The 16,804-nt window shown below is 69.3% G+C and carries 17 protein-coding genes; 8 read left to right on the forward strand and 9 right to left on the reverse strand.

The window, feature by feature from the left end; genetic code table 11:
• The first annotated feature begins 34 nt into the window (after positions 1–34).
• Positions 35–1,621: an aldehyde dehydrogenase (NADP(+)) gene (locus SOM10_RS08865; RefSeq protein ID WP_320489547.1), complete on the forward strand. Its 1,587-nt coding sequence runs from the start codon at positions 35–37 to the stop codon at positions 1,619–1,621.
• Positions 1,618–2,940: an enolase C-terminal domain-like protein gene (locus tag SOM10_RS08870; protein WP_320489548.1), complete on the forward strand. Its 1,323-nt coding sequence runs from the start codon at positions 1,618–1,620 to the stop codon at positions 2,938–2,940. The genes SOM10_RS08865 and SOM10_RS08870 overlap by 4 nt, the downstream gene beginning before the upstream one ends.
• Before the next feature lie 18 nt (positions 2,941–2,958).
• Here the strand turns inward: SOM10_RS08870 and SOM10_RS08875 are convergent, their stop codons facing one another.
• Complete coding sequence (locus SOM10_RS08875; protein ID WP_187249016.1) at positions 2,959–4,467, reverse strand: SulP family inorganic anion transporter; 1,509 nt, start codon at positions 4,465–4,467, stop codon at positions 2,959–2,961.
• Between the two features lie 324 nt (positions 4,468–4,791).
• Between SOM10_RS08875 and SOM10_RS08880 the strand changes: the two genes are divergently transcribed.
• Genes SOM10_RS08880 through panB form a run of 3 tightly spaced genes read left to right on the forward strand, consistent with a single transcriptional unit; the run spans position 4,792 to position 7,246 of the window.
• Entirely contained in the window at positions 4,792–5,517 is a 726-nt protein-coding gene (locus tag SOM10_RS08880; protein ID WP_320489549.1) for a Rossmann-like and DUF2520 domain-containing protein, read from the forward strand.
• On the forward strand, positions 5,514–6,380 hold the full coding sequence (gene panC / locus SOM10_RS08885) for a pantoate--beta-alanine ligase (protein ID WP_320489550.1): 867 nt from the start codon (positions 5,514–5,516) through the stop codon (positions 6,378–6,380). Before SOM10_RS08880 ends, panC begins: the two co-directional genes overlap by 4 nt.
• Entirely contained in the window at positions 6,377–7,246 is an 870-nt protein-coding gene (panB, locus tag SOM10_RS08890) for a 3-methyl-2-oxobutanoate hydroxymethyltransferase (protein ID WP_320489551.1), read from the forward strand. The genes panC and panB overlap by 4 nt, the downstream gene beginning before the upstream one ends.
• A gap of 572 nt (positions 7,247–7,818) precedes the next feature.
• On the opposite strand, the gene SOM10_RS08895 is transcribed toward panB, so the two are convergent.
• The 3 genes from SOM10_RS08895 to SOM10_RS08905 all read right to left on the reverse strand — a co-directional run bounded on the left by SOM10_RS08895 (position 7,819) and on the right by SOM10_RS08905 (position 10,520).
• The gene (locus tag SOM10_RS08895; RefSeq protein ID WP_042540715.1) at positions 7,819–8,022 is read right to left on the reverse strand and encodes a helix-turn-helix domain-containing protein; all 204 of its coding nucleotides are present in this window, start codon (positions 8,020–8,022) and stop codon (positions 7,819–7,821) included.
• On the reverse strand, positions 8,022–8,510 hold the full coding sequence (locus tag SOM10_RS08900; protein ID WP_320489552.1) for a DUF2975 domain-containing protein: 489 nt from the start codon (positions 8,508–8,510) through the stop codon (positions 8,022–8,024). The genes SOM10_RS08895 and SOM10_RS08900 overlap by 1 nt, the downstream gene beginning before the upstream one ends.
• A 795-nt stretch (positions 8,511–9,305) precedes the next feature.
• Positions 9,306–10,520 carry an MFS transporter gene (locus SOM10_RS08905; protein ID WP_285363704.1) on the reverse strand — a complete coding sequence of 405 codons (1,215 nt, stop codon included), beginning with the start codon at positions 10,518–10,520 and terminating at the stop codon, positions 9,306–9,308.
• 85 nt (positions 10,521–10,605) lie between these two features.
• Here SOM10_RS08905 and SOM10_RS08910 point away from each other — a divergent pair, with 85 nt between their 5' ends.
• Positions 10,606–10,911 (forward strand): ArsR/SmtB family transcription factor, encoded by a 306-nt coding sequence (locus SOM10_RS08910; protein ID WP_053098447.1) that lies wholly within the window; start codon positions 10,606–10,608, stop codon positions 10,909–10,911.
• 31 nt (positions 10,912–10,942) lie between these two features.
• On the opposite strand, the gene SOM10_RS08915 is transcribed toward SOM10_RS08910, so the two are convergent.
• Positions 10,943–11,701, reverse strand: coding sequence for an SDR family oxidoreductase (locus SOM10_RS08915; protein ID WP_320489553.1), 759 nt, complete (start codon positions 11,699–11,701; stop codon positions 10,943–10,945).
• Between the two features lies 1 nt (position 11,702).
• The gene (locus SOM10_RS08920) at positions 11,703–11,981 is read right to left on the reverse strand and encodes a helix-turn-helix transcriptional regulator (protein ID WP_320489781.1); all 279 of its coding nucleotides are present in this window, start codon (positions 11,979–11,981) and stop codon (positions 11,703–11,705) included.
• A 78-nt stretch (positions 11,982–12,059) separates the two neighbouring features.
• Here SOM10_RS08920 and map point away from each other — a divergent pair, with 78 nt between their 5' ends.
• A complete protein-coding gene (gene map / locus SOM10_RS08925) occupies positions 12,060–12,830 on the forward strand; it encodes a type I methionyl aminopeptidase (protein WP_187249009.1) in 771 nt (256 codons plus the stop codon).
• Between the two features lie 6 nt (positions 12,831–12,836).
• Here the strand turns inward: map and SOM10_RS08930 are convergent, their stop codons facing one another.
• From SOM10_RS08930 to SOM10_RS08940, 3 genes are all read right to left on the reverse strand, one after another.
• Positions 12,837–14,411 (reverse strand): glycosyltransferase family A protein, encoded by a 1,575-nt coding sequence (locus tag SOM10_RS08930; RefSeq protein WP_320489554.1) that lies wholly within the window; start codon positions 14,409–14,411, stop codon positions 12,837–12,839.
• A 73-nt stretch (positions 14,412–14,484) separates the two neighbouring features.
• Positions 14,485–15,672 (reverse strand): RNA polymerase sigma factor, encoded by a 1,188-nt coding sequence (locus tag SOM10_RS08935; protein ID WP_320489555.1) that lies wholly within the window; start codon positions 15,670–15,672, stop codon positions 14,485–14,487.
• Complete coding sequence (locus tag SOM10_RS08940) at positions 15,669–16,046, reverse strand: YciI family protein (protein WP_053098451.1); 378 nt, start codon at positions 16,044–16,046, stop codon at positions 15,669–15,671. The genes SOM10_RS08935 and SOM10_RS08940 overlap by 4 nt, the downstream gene beginning before the upstream one ends.
• A gap of 165 nt (positions 16,047–16,211) precedes the next feature.
• On the opposite strand from SOM10_RS08940, the gene SOM10_RS08945 reads away from it, so the two are divergent.
• Entirely contained in the window at positions 16,212–16,799 is a 588-nt protein-coding gene (locus SOM10_RS08945) for a PadR family transcriptional regulator (RefSeq protein ID WP_053098452.1), read from the forward strand.
• Positions 16,800–16,804: the final 5 nt, after the last annotated feature.

Consider the following 16,804-nt stretch of genomic DNA (forward strand, 5'->3'; position numbering starts at 1 on the left):
CTCCATTCCCCACCCTCGACTCAAGGAGAGTGACATGACCGTTCCCGTCCTCACCGGGCATTCCTCGATCGCCGGGCGCTTCGTTGCCGGCACCGGCTCGGCTCTGCACGCCATTGCGCCCGACACCGACGAACAGCTCGATCCGCCCTACTCGCAGATCGACGTCGACCAGCTCCGCGAGGCGACGGCGGCCGCCGCCGAGGCGTTCGTGACGTTCTCGCGCCTCGAGCCCGAGGCCCACGCAGCCTTCCTCGAGACGGTCGCGGAGGAGATCGAGGCGATCGGCGACACACTGATCGAGCGGGCGATGCAGGAGACCGGGTTGCCGCAGGCGCGTCTTCTCGGGGAGCGTGCGCGCACCACCGGGCAGCTGCGGCTGTTCGCCGAGGTCGTCCGAGCCGGCGAGCACCGAGGCGTGCGCATCGATCCGGCGCAGCCCGACCGCACGCCGGTGCCCCGCGTCGACATCCGTCAGCGCAAGATCCCTCTCGGGCCGGTGGCGGTGTTCGGGGCGTCGAACTTCCCGTTCGCGTTCTCCACCGCCGGCGGAGACACCGCATCCGCCCTCGCAGCCGGCTGCCCGGTCGTGTTCAAGGCGCACAGCTCGCACCCCGGCACGAGCGAGCTCGTGGCGGCGGCGATCGCGCGTGCCATCGACGCCCATGGACTCCACCCGGGAGTCTTCTCGCACATCTTCGGCCCGGGCCGCAGCGTCGGACAGGCGCTCGTCTCCGACCCCGAGATCCAGGCCGTCGGGTTCACCGGCTCCCGCGAAGGCGGTCTCGCCCTCGTGCGCGCCTCTCGGGCGCGGCCGGTGCCGATCCCCGTCTACGCCGAGATGAGCTCGGTGAACCCCGTGTTCATCCTGCCCGGCGCTCTGCGCGGCGATGTCGGAGCACTCGCCGCGGGGTACGTGCAGAGCGCGACCGGATCCAGCGGGCAGCTGTGCACGCAGCCCGGAATCGTCTTCGTCCCGCGGGGCGAGCAGGGCGACGCCTTCCTGCAGGCCGTATCCGAGGCGCTGCGCGCGGCCACAGGGCAGACCATGCTCTCCCCGAGCATCGCCGCCGCGTGGCGCGAGGGCGTCGAGACGAGGGACGCCAACGCCGAGATCCTCGCGAGGGGATCCGACGGAGAGGGTCCGCATGCTCCCGCGCCGGTGATCCACGCCGCCGACCTCGGATCGTTCGAAGAGAACCAGGTGCTGCACGAGGAGATCTTCGGTGCGGCATCGCTGGTGGTGCGGTACGGCGATGTCGCCGAGCTGGTGCAGGCGGCGTCGCGTCTCGAGGGTCAGCTGACGGCCACGCTGCAGCTCAGCGCGGACGACAAGGAGCTCGCCGCGGCGCTGCTGCCGGTGCTCGAGCGCAAGGTCGGACGCATCCTCGCGAACGGCTGGCCGACCGGGGTCGAGGTCGGGCACGCCATGGTTCATGGCGGACCGTTCCCGGCGACGAGCGACTCGCGCACCACGAGCGTCGGGACCCTCGCGATCGAGCGCTTCCTGCGGCCCGTCGCCTATCAGAACATCCCCGACGAGCTGCTGCCCGAGACGCTGCGCGACGCCAACCCGTGGCACGTCCCGCGCTTCATCGACGGGCGGCGCGAGGCGTCCGCATGAGCGCCGTTCCCACCGTCGACAGAGTCGAGGTCGTTCCGGTCGCCGGCCACGACTCGATGCTGTTGAACCTCTCGGGCGCGCACGGGCCGTTCTTCACACGCAACATCGTCATCGTGACGGATTCGGACGGACGCGAGGGTTTCGGCGAGGTTCCCGGCGGAGAGCCGATCCGCCGCACCATCATCGAGGCCGGCGAGATGCTCTCGGGTCAGCCGGTCGGCCGATACCGTTCGCTGCTGCGGTCGATCGCGACGCGCTTCGCCGATCGCGACGCCGGTGGCCGCGGGCTGCAGACGTTCGACCTGCGCACCACCGTGCACGCCGTCACCGGCATCGAGTCGGCGCTTCTCGACCTCCATGCGCAGCACCTCGGCGTGCCGGTCGCCGAACTGCTCGGCGACGGTCAGCAGCGCGACAGCGTGCCGATGCTGGGCTATCTGTTCTTCGTCGGCGATGCCGACAGGACCGACCTCCCCTATCTGCGCGAGAGCGGCGACAGCTGGGAGAGCGTGCGACGCGAAGAGGCGATGACGTCCGAGGGCGTCGTGCGCCTGGCCGAAGCCGCCCAGCAGCGCTACGGATTCTCGGACTTCAAGCTCAAGGGCGGCGTCCTCGACGGAGAGACCGAGGCCGACGTCGTGACCGCCCTCGCCCAGCGCTTTCCCGAGGCGCGCATCACGCTCGACCCGAACGGCGGGTGGCTGCTGGAGGATGCGGTGCGCATCGGTCGACGACTGCGCGACGTGCTCGCCTACGCCGAGGACCCCTGCGGTGCCGAGGGCCGGTTCTCGGGTCGAGAGGTGATGGCGGAGTTCCGGCGGCGCACCGGACTGCGGACCGCGACGAACATGATCGCGACCGACTGGCGCGAGATGGCGCACGCGATCCGATCGGATGCCGTCGACATCCCGCTCGCCGACCCGCACTTCTGGACCATGGCAGGGTCGGTGCGCGTCGCGCAGCTGTGCGACGACTTCGACCTCACATGGGGCTCGCACTCGAACAACCACTTCGACATCTCGCTGGCGATGTTCACACAGGTCGGTGCCGCTGCGCCCGGCGAGATCACGGCACTCGACACGCACTGGATCTGGCAGGACGGTCAGCAGCTGACGGTCGATGCACCGCAGATCCGCGACGGCGCGGTGCGCGTGCCCGACCGGCCGGGGCTCGGTGTGACGATCGACCGCGTGCGGCTCTCCGAGGCACACGAGCTGTATGTCGAGCACGGACTCGGCGCCCGCGACGACGCGATCGGCATGCAGTACCTCGTGCCCGACTGGCAGTTCGACAGCAAGCGGCCCGCCCTCGTGCGCTGAGGCGCGTCGGGTGGATCGCTACTCGAACCCGCCGGTGAGCCGTCCCCGCATCCGCTGACTGCTCTCGTTCATCCCGACGATCTCGACGCTCTTGCCGAGCGCTGCGTACTTCGTCTCGATCGCATCCAGGGCGGCGACGGTCGACGCATCCCAGATGTGCGATCCCGACAGGTCGATCACGACATGCTCGGGGTCGTCGGGGTACTCGAAGAGGGTGGTCAGGTCGTTGCTCGAGGCGAAGAACAGCTCGCCGTTCACGACGTAGCGCGCGACGTCGCCCGAGACCGAGCGGTCGACCGAGCGCTCGACCGACACGAAGTGCGCCACCCGCCGCACGAACAGCACGGATGCGACGAGCACCCCGCCGACGACGCCGACCGCGAGGTTGTGGGTGAGGAGCACGAGCACGACGGTCGCCACCATCACGAAGGTCTCGCTCTTCGGCATCCGCTTGAGGGTCGACGGCTTCACGCTGTGCCAGTCGAAGGCGCCGATCGCGACCATGATCATCACGGCGACGAGGGCGGCCATGGGGATCGTGCCGACGAAGTCGCCGAACACGACGACCAGCAGGAACAGGAAGATGCCGGCGCAGAACGTCGAGATGCGGGTGCGCGCCCCGGACGCCTTGACGCCGATCATGGTCTGGCCGATCACCGCGCATCCGCCCATGCCTCCGAAGATTCCGGAGAGCATGTTCGCCACGCCCTGCGCCCACGACTCGCGCGTCTTGTTCGAGTGGGTGTCGGTGATCTCATCGACGAGCTTGGCGGTGAGCAGTGACTCCATGAGCCCGACCAGCGCGACCCCGAGGGCGAACGGAGCGATGATCGTGAACGTCTCCCAGGTGAGCGGCACGTTCGGGATGAACAGCTCGGGAAGGCTCTTCGGCAGCTCGCCCTGATCGCCGACCGTCGGCACGGTGATCGCGAACGCCAGCACGACACCGGTCACGATGACCACCGACACGAGTGGCGCGGGCACGACCCTGGTGATCCTCGGCATCACGATCATCACGACGATCCCCAGTGCGACCAGCGGATAGACCAGCCACGGCACGTCGATCAGCTGCGGGAACTGCGAGCTGAACACGAAGATGGCGAGCGCGTTCACGAACCCGACCATGACGCTGCGTGGGATGAATCGCATCAGCTTCGCGACGCCCAGCACCCCGAGGAGCACCTGGAAGATGCCCGCGAGGATCACGGTCGCGATGAAGTAGTCCATCCCGTAGGTCGGAGCGACCGGTGCGATCACGAGCGCGACGGCTCCGGTCGCCGCGGTCACCATCGCGGGGCGCCCGCCGAGGAACGCGATCGACACCGCCATGATGAACGACGAGAACAGCCCCACCTTCGGGTCGACGCCCGCGATCACCGAGAACGCGATCGCCTCGGGGATCAGCGCGAGACCCACGACCAGGCCCGCGAGCACCTCGCGCGTCAGCATCCGCGGACTCTTCAGCGCCTGGAGGACAGTGGGATTCGCCCGATAGCGGGCGCGATCGTCGACCGCGAGTGCAGACATGGGGATGCTCCAGAGAAGGTGCCCGGGGATGGGGCAGACGTTCCAGCGTAAGACCTCGGTCTCGATGCGGAGGATTTCTGCAGTACGGAGGGCGGATGCCGGGAATCGGCCCTCCGCATGGAGGATCCCCTCCCGATCGGTGGTGTCGCGGGAGGGTGGCGAGATCGAGAGGTCATTGCGAGCAGGTATCTGCGTGTTCTGTGCAGCAGTATGACAAGGGCTGGGCGCGTTGGGATTGTCAAGATGCTCCGAGATTTTGCGCGTACCCGGTCTCGGGCGGATACTCATCCCATCCGCGCCGCCCTTCTCGGCCGGGGAATCGACATGCACAGCACCCCTGCTCTCGCCCCTGACACGACCATCGCCATCGTCGGCGCCGGCCGTCTCGGCGGCGTTCTCGCCCGGGCCCTGCGTGCAGCGGGCTTCGGCGTCCTCGGCCCGCTGCGTCGCGACGACCGGATGCCGGATGCCGATATCGCGCTGCTCTGCGTTCCCGATTCGGCGATCGCGGCGGTGGCCTTCGCCGCGCGACCGCATGCTCGACTCGTCGCGCACGTCTCAGGTGCGACGTCGCTCGCCGACGTCGACTTCAGCATCCACCCGCTGCAGACCTTCACCGGCACCGAGACGCCCGAGGTCTTCCCCGGAATCGGCGTCGCGGTCGACGGCCGCACACCCGAGGCGCTCGCGGTGGCCGAGCAGCTCGCCACAGCGCTCGGTGCGACACCCTTCCGCGTCGACGACGCCCACCGCGCGGAGTATCACGCGGCCGCATCCTTCGCCTCGAACTTCGTGCTCACGGTGCTCGACGCCGCCGAGCGCCTCGCGGCTCCCTCCGGGCTGGATCGCGCCCACCTCGCACCGCTCGTGCAGCAGACGGTCGACAACTGGGTGGCATCCGGCGCGGCATCCGCCCTCACCGGTCCGATCGCTCGCGGCGACGAGGCGACCGTCGCGCGGCAGCGCGCAGCATCCGCCGACTTCGCCGACCTCTTCGACGCACTCGCCACCGCCACCCGAGCGGTCGCCGACAGAAAGCCCCGGTCATGAGAATCCTCCGTACGATCGCCGAGGTGCGCACCGCGGTTCGAGACGCCCGCGGTGACGGCGGGACTGTCGGACTCGTCCCGACCATGGGCGCCTTCCACGAGGGGCACCTCTCGCTCATGCGCGCGGCGAGGGCGCAGAACGACCTCGTCGTCGTCTCGCTCTTCGTCAATCCGACCCAGTTCGCCGCGAACGAAGACCTCAGCACCTACCCGCGCGACGAAGCGCGCGACGCCGCGCTCGCCGAAGCCGAGGGCGTCGACATCCTCTTCGCTCCCGCGCCGGCCGAGATCTACCCCGACGGCTTCGCCACGAACATCCACGTGGCGGGCATCACCGAGGTGCTCGACGGCGCGAGCCGCGGCCCCCACCACTTCGACGGCGTCGCCACCGTCGTCACGAAGCTGTTCGGCATCGTGCAGCCCGACGTCGCGTACTTCGGGCAGAAGGATGCGCAGCAGGTGCTCGTCGTCCGCCGGGTCGTGCGTGACCTGAACCTCGATGTGCGCATCGAGGCGTGCCCCATCGTCCGCGAACCCGACGGACTCGCCATGAGCTCGCGCAACGTGTACCTCGACGCGGATGCTCGCGCCCGGGCGACCGCGCTGAATCGTGCGCTCGACGCGGCGGATGCGGCGCACCGTTCGGGCGACGGGGACGGTATCGGCGATGGCGATGGCATCCTGTCCGCTGCCCGGGATGTTCTCGCCGAGGCGGGAATCGACGTCGAGTACCTGGAACTCCGGGATGTTGAGACGCTTCAGCCCGTCACCCGCATCGACCGCGACGCCCTGCTGCTCGTCGCCGCCCGTGTCGGCGCCGCCCGATTGATCGACAACCACCTGCTGAGAGGGTTCACGCCATGAGCGCCCACGCCGCCCCGACGAAGCGACTGACCCTGCGCGATCTCGACGCCAAGAAGCATGCCGGCGAGCCGATCGTCATGGTCACCGCGTACGACTTCCCGAGTGCGCAGATCGTCGAGGAGGCCGGCGTCGACCTGGTGCTCGTCGGCGATTCGGCCGCGATGACCGTGCTCGGCTACGACAGCACCGTGCCCGTCACGATCGACGAGATGCTGATGCTGACGAAAGCCGTGCGGCGCGGACTCACGAAGCCACTGCTCGTCGGCGACCTGCCCTTCGGTTCGTACGAGGCGTCGGATGAGCTCGCCCTCGCGACCGCGCAGCGCTTCATCAAGGAGGCCGGCGTCGACCTGGTCAAGATCGAGCGCGGCGGCACCACGGTCGACCGCGCCCGAGCGCTCGTGAATGCCGGCATCTCCGTCGTCGGCCATGTCGGACTCACGCCGCAGACTGCGACCTCGCTCGGCGGATACCGCGCCCAGGGACGCACCGCCGAGGCGGCGCTCGCAGTGATCGATGACGCCCTCGCGCTGCAGGATGCCGGAGTCTCGCTGCTCGTGATCGAAGCAGTGCCGTCCGAGGTCACCGCCGCTCTCGCGCCCCTGCTGCGCATTCCGCTGATCGGCATCGGAGCCGGAGCGGATGCCGACGGCCAGGTGCTCGTCTTCCACGACCTGCTCGGCATCTACGCCGGCGGGGCCGCCAAGTTCGTCAAGCGCTACGCCGATGTGCGCGGTGTGTCCATCGCGGGGGTCGCGGCCTATGCCGACGAGGTGCGTCGCGGGCAGTACCCGGCGCCCGAGCACGGCTACGGGATGCCCGCGGGCGAGGCCGCGCGACTGCGCGACCTGCTCGCGCGGCGGTAGGTGTTGGCCCCCGGGCGCTTCGACGTCCGGCATCCAGTGCTGTCCCTCTCTTGCTGGCCACCGTCGATGCGGAGGAGATCTGCGATGCGGAGGGCCGAATCGACGAGGTCATCCTCCCGTGCGCTGTTCTCCTCCGCACCGCAGGTGCTCGATACCCGCCACGTCGAGGTCTCGAAGCGCGCGCATCACGCATTGTGAAGGAGAAATGCGCTTCCGAAGGAGGGAATCCCGGGATCAGGCCTTCTGAAGCGCAGAACTCCTCCGTTGCGTGCGCATCCGGCTCTGCTGTCCTTCTCGTGCTGGCCATCGTCGATGCGGAGGAGATCTGCGATGCGGAGGGCCCTATCGACGATCCCATCCTCCGGTGCGCTGTTCTCCTCCGCACCGCAGGTGCGCTGCGGCCGTCGTGGCGGGGTGCCGCAGCCGTGCGGCCCGCGCGCTGCGAAGGAGAAATGCGCTTCCGAAGGAGAGAATCCCGGGATCTGGCCTTCCGAAGCGCAGAACTCCTCCGGTGCGTGGGTGCGTGGGTGTGTGGGTGCGTGGGTGTGGGTGCCGCGACGAAAGAGGTCCCCTCACGCCTCCCAGCGCAGGATGTCGCCGGGCTGGCATTCCAGCACTTCGCACAGTGCGTCGAGGGTCGAGAACCGCACGGCTTTCGCCCGCCCGTTCTTCAGCACGGCCAGGTTCGTCGGCGTGATCCCGATGCGCTCGGCCAGCTCGCCGACACCCATCTTGCGTCGCGCCATCATCACGTCGATGTCGACGACGACGGGCATCAGATGACCTCGTTGTCGAGCTCGGACCGCAGCGCCTGCGCCTCGACATCGCGGTCGATCGCCTGCCGCAGCAGCGCCTTCATCACCACGACCAGCAGGGCGACGCCGGCGAGCACCACCCCGGCTCCGCCGATGAGCGCGACGAGACCCGGAGCTGCCGAGCCCGGAGCGAGTATCGCCGCGAGGATCCACAGGAGAGCCGCGGCCACGAGGATCGCGCCGATGATCACGTCGATGTAGCGGAACGACGAGGTCGAGAAGATCGATCCGCGACGCACCTTCGTGAGCAGCAACCACACGCAGATGCCGAAGACCTGCAGAGTGCAGACCCCGAGGACGACGATCGACACGAAGGCGATCCGTCCCCACAGCTCTTCGTCGGCGAGGTCGAGCCACAGCAGCGGCACGATGAGCGCCTGCACGGCCACGGATCCGACCAGCGCCAGCGCGATCACGACCCGCAGCACGATGATCGTCGACTTCGCCATGACTCCACCTCTCATCGAACAACAGCAGAAATCTATCGTTAATCGTTCGATTCGGCAAGGTGGATGCGCGGGGCGCGTTCGATGCGGAGGAGATCTACGGAAGGGAGGGTCAACTTCGCGAGTTCGTCCTCCGGTGCGCAGATCTCCTCCGCTACGCAGATCTGCTCCGGATGCCGGGGCGCTCGGAAGGAGATCGCGCCTAGCGAAGGAGATATCGGCGACATCCCTCCTTCGAGGCGAGAGATTTCCCTCGCAGTGGGAGTGGATGCCGGAGGCGGCGCGCTCGGAAGGAGATCGCGCATAACGAAGGAGGTGTCGGCGGCATCCGTCCTTCGGGGCGAGAGATCTCCTTCGCAGTCGGTGGATGCCGGGGGCAGCGCGCGCTCGGAAGGAGATCGCGCATAACGAAGGAGGTGTCGGCGGCATCCGCCCTTCGGGGCGAGAGATCTCCTTCGTACTGGGGGTGGATGCGGGAGGGCAGCGCGCGCTCGGAAGGAGATCTCGGCTACCGAAGGAGGTGTCGGCGGCATCCCTCCTTCGGGGCGAGAGATCTCCTTCGTACTGGGGGTGGATCCCGGAGGCGGCGCGCGCTCGGAAGGAGATCTCGGCTACCGAAGGAGGTGTCGGCGGCATCCCTCCTTCGGGGCGAGAGATCTCCTTCGTGCTGGGGGTGGATCCCGGGGCAGCGCGCGCTCGGAAGGAGATCGCGCCTAGCGAAGGAGGTGTCGGCGGCATCCGCCCTTCGGGGCGCGAGATCCCCTTCGCAGCGAGAGGCCCCCTCCACACAGAGAGCAGCTACTCCGCCCGACGCACCCGCAGCACCAGTGCGATGAGCGCGAGCGCGATGACCGCGACGCCGTACCCGACGCACACGGCGCCGAGTCCGAAGACTCCGACCAGCATCCCTGCGATGACTGCGGGCACGCCGAAGGCGAGGTAGGCGAGCAGGTAGATCACGGCGAACGTGTCGGCGCGGTCGGTCGGGGGGATGCGGGGTGCGAGTGAGGCGACGACTCCCGAGAAGGCGGTGCCGAATCCCATGCCGGTCACGGCGGTCGCGGCGAGGTAGAACGGAAGCGACCCGGTCGCGAGCGCCCAGAGCGACAGCGCGGTGCCGACGGCGAGGGCCGCGGTGCCGAAGATCACCGAGGTGCGCGGGCGCCGGTTGCGGAAGAGGAATGCGGTGACCGCGCCGACGCCGGCCAGCATCGCGACCGCGAGTCCCTGCCAGACGTGCGCCTCACCGCCGAGCTGGGTACGCACGATGTTCGCGCCGAGCGAGAGGAAGAGTCCACCCGTCGCCCAGCCGGCGATGATCGCAGGGGCTCCGCGCCAGAAGTCCGAGCGGATGCCGGCCGGCACCGACAGCCGGAAGCTCAGCGACGCGAGTGCTCCCGGCCGCAGCGGAGCGGTCTCGGGTGCCAGGAAGAAGAGCCCCGCGAGCACGATGTACACGGCGGTCAGGGGTGCGAACACGTCGAGCAGCGGCTGTCCGGTCACGTCCAGCGCGATGCCCGAGACGAGCGCGCCGAGGGCGAGGCCGATTCCGGGGCTGAGCGCGTTCCACAGTGCGGCGACCCTCGAACGGCCACCGGGGGCGAGGTCGAGCGCGGCGGCCGAGAGGGCGGCGATGAGCACGCCACTCGCCGCACCCTGCAGGATGCGGGCGAGCATGAGCGTGGCGACCGTATCGGCATGCCAGAACAGCACCATGCTCGCGGCGAGCACCAGGAGACCGCCGATCGCGACCGGTCGCCGCCCGACATGGTCGGAGAGCGAGCCTGCGGTGAGCAGGGCGAGCAGCAGGGCGACCGCGTAGACGGCGAAGACGGCGCTGATGACGATCGCGTCGAATCCGATCTCTGCGGCGAGCACGGGGTAGAACGGCGACGGCGCACTCGCGCCCATCATCATCGCGATCTGCGTCACGACGGCCAGCGCGAAGCCGAAGCGCGGGCGACGGATCCGAGGTGCCGTCGCGGTCGTGTCGATCGGTGACGTGGTGGTCATGAGTGCTCCCGCGGTATCGGTTCGAGATTCATCGAACTATCGGAGCGTACTCGCGATTCCGCGATTGTTCAACTATTCTCGAACCATGCCTGGCGAACTCCCGCACCCCGAGCGATCCGAGATCCAGCTCACCGACGTGCTCTTCGCCCTCAGCGACCCCGAGCGTCTGGCGATCGCGCGACAGCTCGCCGACGGCCCGCTCGACATGGCGGAATGCCACGCGACCGACCCGAACCTGCCGAAGTCCACCAAGTCGCATTTCATGAAGGTGCTGCGTGAAGCGGGCGTGATCCGCAACGAGCCCAACGGCCGGCGACGGATGCTGACGCTGCGACGCGCAGAGCTCGACGAGCTGTTCCCCGGCCTGCTGGAGTCCGTGCTGCGTTCGTGATCCGCAACCGCCCAGGCGAGAGCCCACCGCCTCAGCGGAAGTACGACGCGCCGTTCAGGTCGAGCACCGTGCCCGATGCCCACACCGCGGTCGGCGAGGTGAGATAGGCGACGGCATCCGCGACCTCTTCGGGCGTGCCCACCCGGCCGAACGGACTCTGACCGCGGATGCTGTCGCCCTGCTCTCCTTCGAGCTTCGCCGTCTGCCGGTCTGTCGCCACCATTCCCGGAGCGACCGAGGTGACCGAGATGCCGTGGGGTGCGAGCACCAGTGCCAGTGACTGCCCGAACGCCTGCAGCCCTGCTTTCGTCGCGGCGTACGCGGGGTGGTCGGCCTCTCCGCGGAACGCGCCGCGTGACCCGACGTTGACGATCGATCCGCCGCTGCCCCGCTCGATCATGTGCTGAGCGACGAGCATCGTGACGTTCGAGGCGCCGAGCAGGTTCACCGAGGCCATGGCAGACCAGGCGCGCTGCCACTCGGCATACGTCGTCGAGTCGACGCGATGCTCGTTCGCCGTGCTCGGGGCCACGGCCGCATTGTTCACCAGGATGTCGAGTGAACCCAGGGCTGCGATGCCCTCCTCGACCACGCGCTGCGCCTCCGCCGGATCCCCGAGGTCGCCGCCCACGATCGCATGGTCCGAGCCTTCGAGCGAGGCGAGGGTCTCTTCCGCGGACGCGCGATCACGGCCGTAGTGCACAACGACCCGGTCGCCCCGTCGGGCGAAGGCCTGCGCCACTGCGCGGCCGATGCCGCGCGAGCTGCCCGTGATCAGCGCATGCGCCATCTCAGGACGCGACCTGCGCGCGACCGACCGCATGCACCGCCGGCTCGATCTCGGACCACACCGAATCCAGCGAGAGGTGCAGCACGCCGGCGATCGCGGCAATGGTCGAGAAGGCGGGGGTCGCCACGCGACCCGACTCGATCTTGCGCAGGGTCTCGGGCGAGACCCCCGCCTCGAGGGCGACGCTCAGCATCGATCGCTCACCGCGCGCTCGCCGCAGCAGCGCGCCGAGGCGCTCGCCCCGCTCGACCTCGGCGGCAGTCAGGGGCATCCGAACCATCATGTGCCCATTGTAATACCGGGATAGTATTACCGGGATAGTTATTGGAACGACTGACGGCGAGCTGTGGAGAACCCCATGATCGAGATCCTGAACCGCGACGAACTGGCTCGTGCACGAGACGCGGGCGCCCTCGTCGGCGGCATCCTCCAGTCCCTCAAGGAGCGAGCCGCGGTCGGGGTGAACCTGCTCGACCTCGACCGCTGGACGAAGCAGATGATCGAGGATGCCGGTGCGCAGTCCTGCTACGTCGATTACGCCCCCTCCTTCGGCCGGGGGCCCTTCGGCCACTACGTCTGCACTGCCGTGAACGACGCGGTGCTGCACGGGATGCCGCACGACTACGCCCTCCTCGACGGCGACCTTCTCACTCTCGACCTCGCCGTCACGCTCCGGGGGATCTCAGCGGATGCCGCCATCAGCTTCGTGGTCGGCGACGGTGCCGCATCCGCCGACCTCGACATGATCGACGCGACCGAGCGTGCGCTGGCCGCCGCGATCGCCGCAGCCCGACCCGGCGCGCGCATCGGCGACCTCTCCCACGCGATCGGCACGGTGCTCGGCGACGCGGGCTACCCGATCAATCTCGAGTTCGGCGGCCATGGCATCGGTTCGACGATGCACCAGGATCCGCACGTCGCGAACGACGGACGCCCCGGCCGCGGCTACAGACTGCGCCCCGGCCTGCTGCTCGCACTGGAACCGTGGGTGATGGCCGACACCGACCGGCTGGTCACCGACGACGACGGCTGGACGCTGCGCAGTGCGACCGGATGCCGCACAGCCCACACCGAGCACACCATCGCCATCACCGAGACCGGGGCCGAGGTGCTCACGCTGCCGCGCTGACCCTCGTCACTTCGTGCGCGAGCCGCTCCGCACCCGACGCACAGCGCGGCCGGCCAGGTCCTTGAGCCGGCCGCCGGGGTACTGCCTGCGCAGCTCGACGGCGCCGCCGCGTCCCGCGACCGGCGTGCACGTACGCCCGGCGAGCAGGGGTGAGCGTCCCGCGGCGGCGAGCGTCGCAGCATCCGCTCGGAGAGGGACGTCGAAGGTCCACCCCGCCCGTCGCACGGTCACGAAGAGCTTCGCCCCGCGCGACTCGTCGTCGGGCCGGAACACCTTCAGCGGGTCGATCGCGATGCGGAGGGAGTCGAGGCTGCGTGGGTGGAGGTTCGCCACGCGACGCTCGATCGCCGCGGCCTTGTCGCGCCACACCAACTCGACGTGATCGTTGGACATCTCCCGCTTGGCTTCGAGAAGACCGGTCGGAAGGCCGTCCATCGCGATCGGCAGTGACGTCATGACGCCCGTGCCCGGCTCGAACTCGAGTGCGTCCTGCCCGTCGCGGGTGATCGAGACATCGACGGTCAGATACAGTCCGCCGCCCCGCGACCACCGTGCCGACGTCACCACCGCCCGGCAGGTGAGCTCGGCCTCGAACCGCGCGAACGTCAGCAGGTCGGCGCGTCGATCGGCTCGCAGCAGTGCGGCTCGGATGCGGTTCGGAAAGGCCAGCCCCCCGTCGACGCCGGGTCCGAAGCGCCGTCGCGCGAGCGGGATGACGACGTCGAGCAGGCGCTGGCGATACTCCTCGGGGTACCCGGCGTACTTCTTGCCCGACACTCGCTTGAGGATCTTGCCGCGGAACCAGTGCCGCAGCAGCCGGTCGCGCAGTCGCCCCGGTTCGGTGTACCGCTCGACGAGATCGAGCACGGCCTCGAGATGCGGGAAGTACGTCTCGGGTTCGATCCGCGACGAACTGGCACTGCCCGCGTGCTTGACCCACGCGTAGCAGGGGCGGCTGGCGAGGATCGAGATCGTCGACGCCTCGAAGTACGCCCTCATCACGAACAGATGGTCTTCGAGGCGCACCTTGCCGTCGGGGAATCGGATGCGCTTCTCGCGCAGGAACGAGGTGCGGAACATCTTGTGCGGCGTCAGCATCTCGAGCAGCGGATCCTCGCCGAGGCGCGCACGGGGGATGTCGCGGCGGAAGATGCGACTCGGAAGCCGCCGGCCGATGCCGACCTCCCTGCCGACCACGACATCGGATGCATGCTCGTCGGCGTAGTCGCAGAGCGCCTCGAGGGCGCCGTCGTAGAGCCAGTCGTCCTGATCGACGAACTGGATGTACGTGCCGCGCGCATCGTCGATCCCGTGGTTGCGCGGCGTTCCCGGCCACCCCGAATGCGGCAGATACGCGACGCGCACGTAGGGACGATCACGCGCGATCTCGACCAGTCGAGCCGCCGTCTCCTCACCGGAGCCGTCGTCACAGAGCAGCACCTCGAACCGGCCGTGATCGAGCGTCTGCCGATCGAGAGACGCGATGAGCTCGTCGAACGCCGCTCCCGGACGGAACACGGGAACGACGACGCTCGCTCTGATCGAAGTGGACGGTGGGGAAACGGCAGGGGAAGACGACATCGACGGCAGTCAAACATCGTCGGCTATGGAGCGCACGGGGCTTGCTTTCAGCGCCGTGTGCGTGCAGTGCGTGTCAGTGGGATCGTGCGTGGGCCGCCGCGCGGCCGCGGAGGAAGCCGATGACGCCGTCGTCGTCGGCGAGCGCGATCGCCCGCGCGTAGGCCTCACCGGCATCCTGTCCGGCCTCGGCGAGCAGCCCCGCTCGAGCCGCCCAGTACGGCTGGAATCCCTCTGCGTGGGCCGGGAGCGCGGCGAGGCCCGCCTCCGCTCCGTCGATGCGCGCGGTGACGACGGCGGCCGCGACCCGGGCACCGAGGGTCGGAGCGACCGCGAGAAGCGCGGCGTACAGCATCCGCAGCGAGTCCCAATCGGTCGCCCCCGTGCGCAGCCGGTCGCAGTGCACCGCCTGGATCGCCGCCTCGAGCTGGAATCGTCCCGGCGCACCGGTCGGCCGCGCTCGCCGCAGGTACGCCTCGCCCTCGGCGATCAGCGCCGCATCCCAGGTCTGAGGATCCTGCTCGTCGAGGGGGGTGAACTCGCGAGAGCGCCGCGCGAGAGTCAGCGTCGTGAGGGCGGCCAGCCCCCACGCCTCAGGCTCGTCCTCGAGAAGCCCCGCCAGAGTGACGGCCAGGTACTGCGCCTCGCCCGCCATCGACTCGGCGTCGCCGCGCCAGGTGAGCGCGGCGCATCCGTAGACCGCCTCCAGCACAGCGGGCAATCGTTCGGGCATCGAGCGGCGGTCCGGAATCGCGAACGGGATGCGGGCATCTCTGATGCGTCGCTTCGCCCGCACCAGGCGCTGTGCCATCGCCGTCGCCGGAACGGCGAACGCGCGCGCGACCTCGGCCGCCTCGAATCCGAGCACGGTCTGGAGCATGAGCGGCGCGCGCACGGCCGGGTCGATCGCCGGATGCGCGCACACGAACAGCAGCTCGAGTCGCTTGTCGCCGATCGCGAGCGGATCGTGGTCGGCGAGCGGATCGTCGCGGGCGCTCTCCTCGGCGAAGGGAGCGGATGCCGTCGCCGCGGCCGACTTCCACATATCGCGCAGCCTGTTCCTCGCCACGGTCATCAACCACCCTTCCGGGTTGTCGGGCACTCCGGCATCCGGCCAGCGCCGCAGCGCCTCTTCGAACGCTCCCGACAGGGAGTCCTCGGCGAGCGCGAGGTCGCCGGACCGCGCCGCGAGCAGCGCGACCAGCCGGCCGTAGGAGGTCCGCGCCGCACTCTCTGCAGCGGCCCGGACCCCCTCGGGGATCATCGGTTCGGAGTCCAGACGCCGTCGACCGTGAACACGGCACCCGGGCGGATCTCGACCGCACCCCAGAACGCCGGCGGGGCCTGGCGGGCGAACCCGATCGCGGCATCCAGGTCGGGCACGTCGATGACGACCGTGCCGCCGAGCTGCTCTTTCGTGTCGGCGAACGGGCCGTCCTGCACCTGCAGCGCGTCATCGCGCACGCGAACGGTGGTGCTGACGGCCGACGGCTGCAGAACCTCGGCCGAGACGAGCACCCCTGCCGACTGCAGGGTGGCGGCGTAGCTCGCGAATGCGGCCTGGCCCTCTGCGAGCGCCTCGGCGCCCAGAGTCTCGGCATCGAGCTCTTCGTAGTGCAACAGCAGTGTGTAGCGCATGTCTCTTCCTCACTGTTCGACGGTCAGCGTACAGAGAGATGACGATCGAGCAGCAGGCCGATCGACACATCCGCCGAAGTTCACCTTCCGGCCCGAGACTCCCACCCCACTTTCAGCCTTAACGATATATCGTTGACTATCGCTCACCACTTCCGGGAGGTCATCATGAACAACGCATTCCCCTCGAACCCGTTCGGCGGATCCGGCTTCGGCTCGGGCCAGGGCGGACCCGCATCCGCGATCTTCGATGCCATGGAGCAGCTCCGCAAGTCCTTCGAGCAGCGCCCCAGCGGCGGCTCGCGCATGGCGAAGGGCGACGTCCGCACCGCGGTGCTGTCGCTGCTCACCGAGAAGCCGATGCACGGCTACCAGATCATCAACGAGATCGCCGATCGCAGCGGCGGATCGTGGAAGCCGAGCGCAGGCTCGGTCTACCCCACCCTGCAGCTGCTGGCCGACGAGGGCCTGATCGAGGCTCAGGAGCAGAACGGTCGCAAGACCTACTCGCTCACCGAGGCCGGCCGCGCCGTCGCCGCCGAGCACACCGAGACCCCCGCTCCGTGGGAGTCGCAGTCGAAGAGCGAGGGCTCGCACGACAACCCCCGCTACAGCGCACTGCCGAAGGCGGGCGTCGACCTCGCGGCGGCAGCCGCGGCCGTCGGTCGCAGCGGCAGCACCGAGCAGGTGCAGCAGGCGGTCGAGATCCTCGACGAGGCCCGCCGTAGGCTGTACTCGATCCTCGCTCAGGACTGATCGCA

This window comes from Microbacterium sp. CFBP9023, assembly GCF_034045055.1.
In the GTDB taxonomy this organism is placed as follows: Bacteria; Actinomycetota; Actinomycetes; order Actinomycetales; family Microbacteriaceae; genus Microbacterium.

Excerpts from the sequence above, each read along its gene's own strand:
- SOM10_RS08865 (WP_320489547.1), top strand. The coding sequence starts at position 35 with ATGACCGTTCCCGTCCTCACCGGGCATTCCTCGATCGCCGGGCGCTTC.
- SOM10_RS08870 (WP_320489548.1), top strand. The coding sequence starts at position 1,618 with ATGAGCGCCGTTCCCACCGTCGACAGAGTCGAGGTCGTTCCGGTCGCC.
- SOM10_RS08875 (WP_187249016.1), bottom strand. The coding sequence starts at position 4,467 with ATGTCTGCACTCGCGGTCGACGATCGCGCCCGCTATCGGGCGAATCCC.
- SOM10_RS08880 (WP_320489549.1), top strand. The coding sequence starts at position 4,792 with ATGCACAGCACCCCTGCTCTCGCCCCTGACACGACCATCGCCATCGTC.
- panC (WP_320489550.1), top strand. The coding sequence starts at position 5,514 with ATGAGAATCCTCCGTACGATCGCCGAGGTGCGCACCGCGGTTCGAGAC.
- panB (WP_320489551.1), top strand. The coding sequence starts at position 6,377 with ATGAGCGCCCACGCCGCCCCGACGAAGCGACTGACCCTGCGCGATCTC.
- SOM10_RS08895 (WP_042540715.1), bottom strand. The coding sequence starts at position 8,022 with ATGCCCGTCGTCGTCGACATCGACGTGATGATGGCGCGACGCAAGATG.
- SOM10_RS08900 (WP_320489552.1), bottom strand. The coding sequence starts at position 8,510 with ATGGCGAAGTCGACGATCATCGTGCTGCGGGTCGTGATCGCGCTGGCG.
- SOM10_RS08905 (WP_285363704.1), bottom strand. The coding sequence starts at position 10,520 with ATGACCACCACGTCACCGATCGACACGACCGCGACGGCACCTCGGATC.
- SOM10_RS08910 (WP_053098447.1), top strand. The coding sequence starts at position 10,606 with ATGCCTGGCGAACTCCCGCACCCCGAGCGATCCGAGATCCAGCTCACC.
- SOM10_RS08915 (WP_320489553.1), bottom strand. The coding sequence starts at position 11,701 with ATGGCGCATGCGCTGATCACGGGCAGCTCGCGCGGCATCGGCCGCGCA.
- SOM10_RS08920 (WP_320489781.1), bottom strand. The coding sequence starts at position 11,981 with ATGGTTCGGATGCCCCTGACTGCCGCCGAGGTCGAGCGGGGCGAGCGC.
- map (WP_187249009.1), top strand. The coding sequence starts at position 12,060 with ATGATCGAGATCCTGAACCGCGACGAACTGGCTCGTGCACGAGACGCG.
- SOM10_RS08930 (WP_320489554.1), bottom strand. The coding sequence starts at position 14,411 with ATGTCGTCTTCCCCTGCCGTTTCCCCACCGTCCACTTCGATCAGAGCG.
- SOM10_RS08935 (WP_320489555.1), bottom strand. The coding sequence starts at position 15,672 with ATGATCCCCGAGGGGGTCCGGGCCGCTGCAGAGAGTGCGGCGCGGACC.
- SOM10_RS08940 (WP_053098451.1), bottom strand. The coding sequence starts at position 16,046 with ATGCGCTACACACTGCTGTTGCACTACGAAGAGCTCGATGCCGAGACT.
- SOM10_RS08945 (WP_053098452.1), top strand. The coding sequence starts at position 16,212 with ATGAACAACGCATTCCCCTCGAACCCGTTCGGCGGATCCGGCTTCGGC.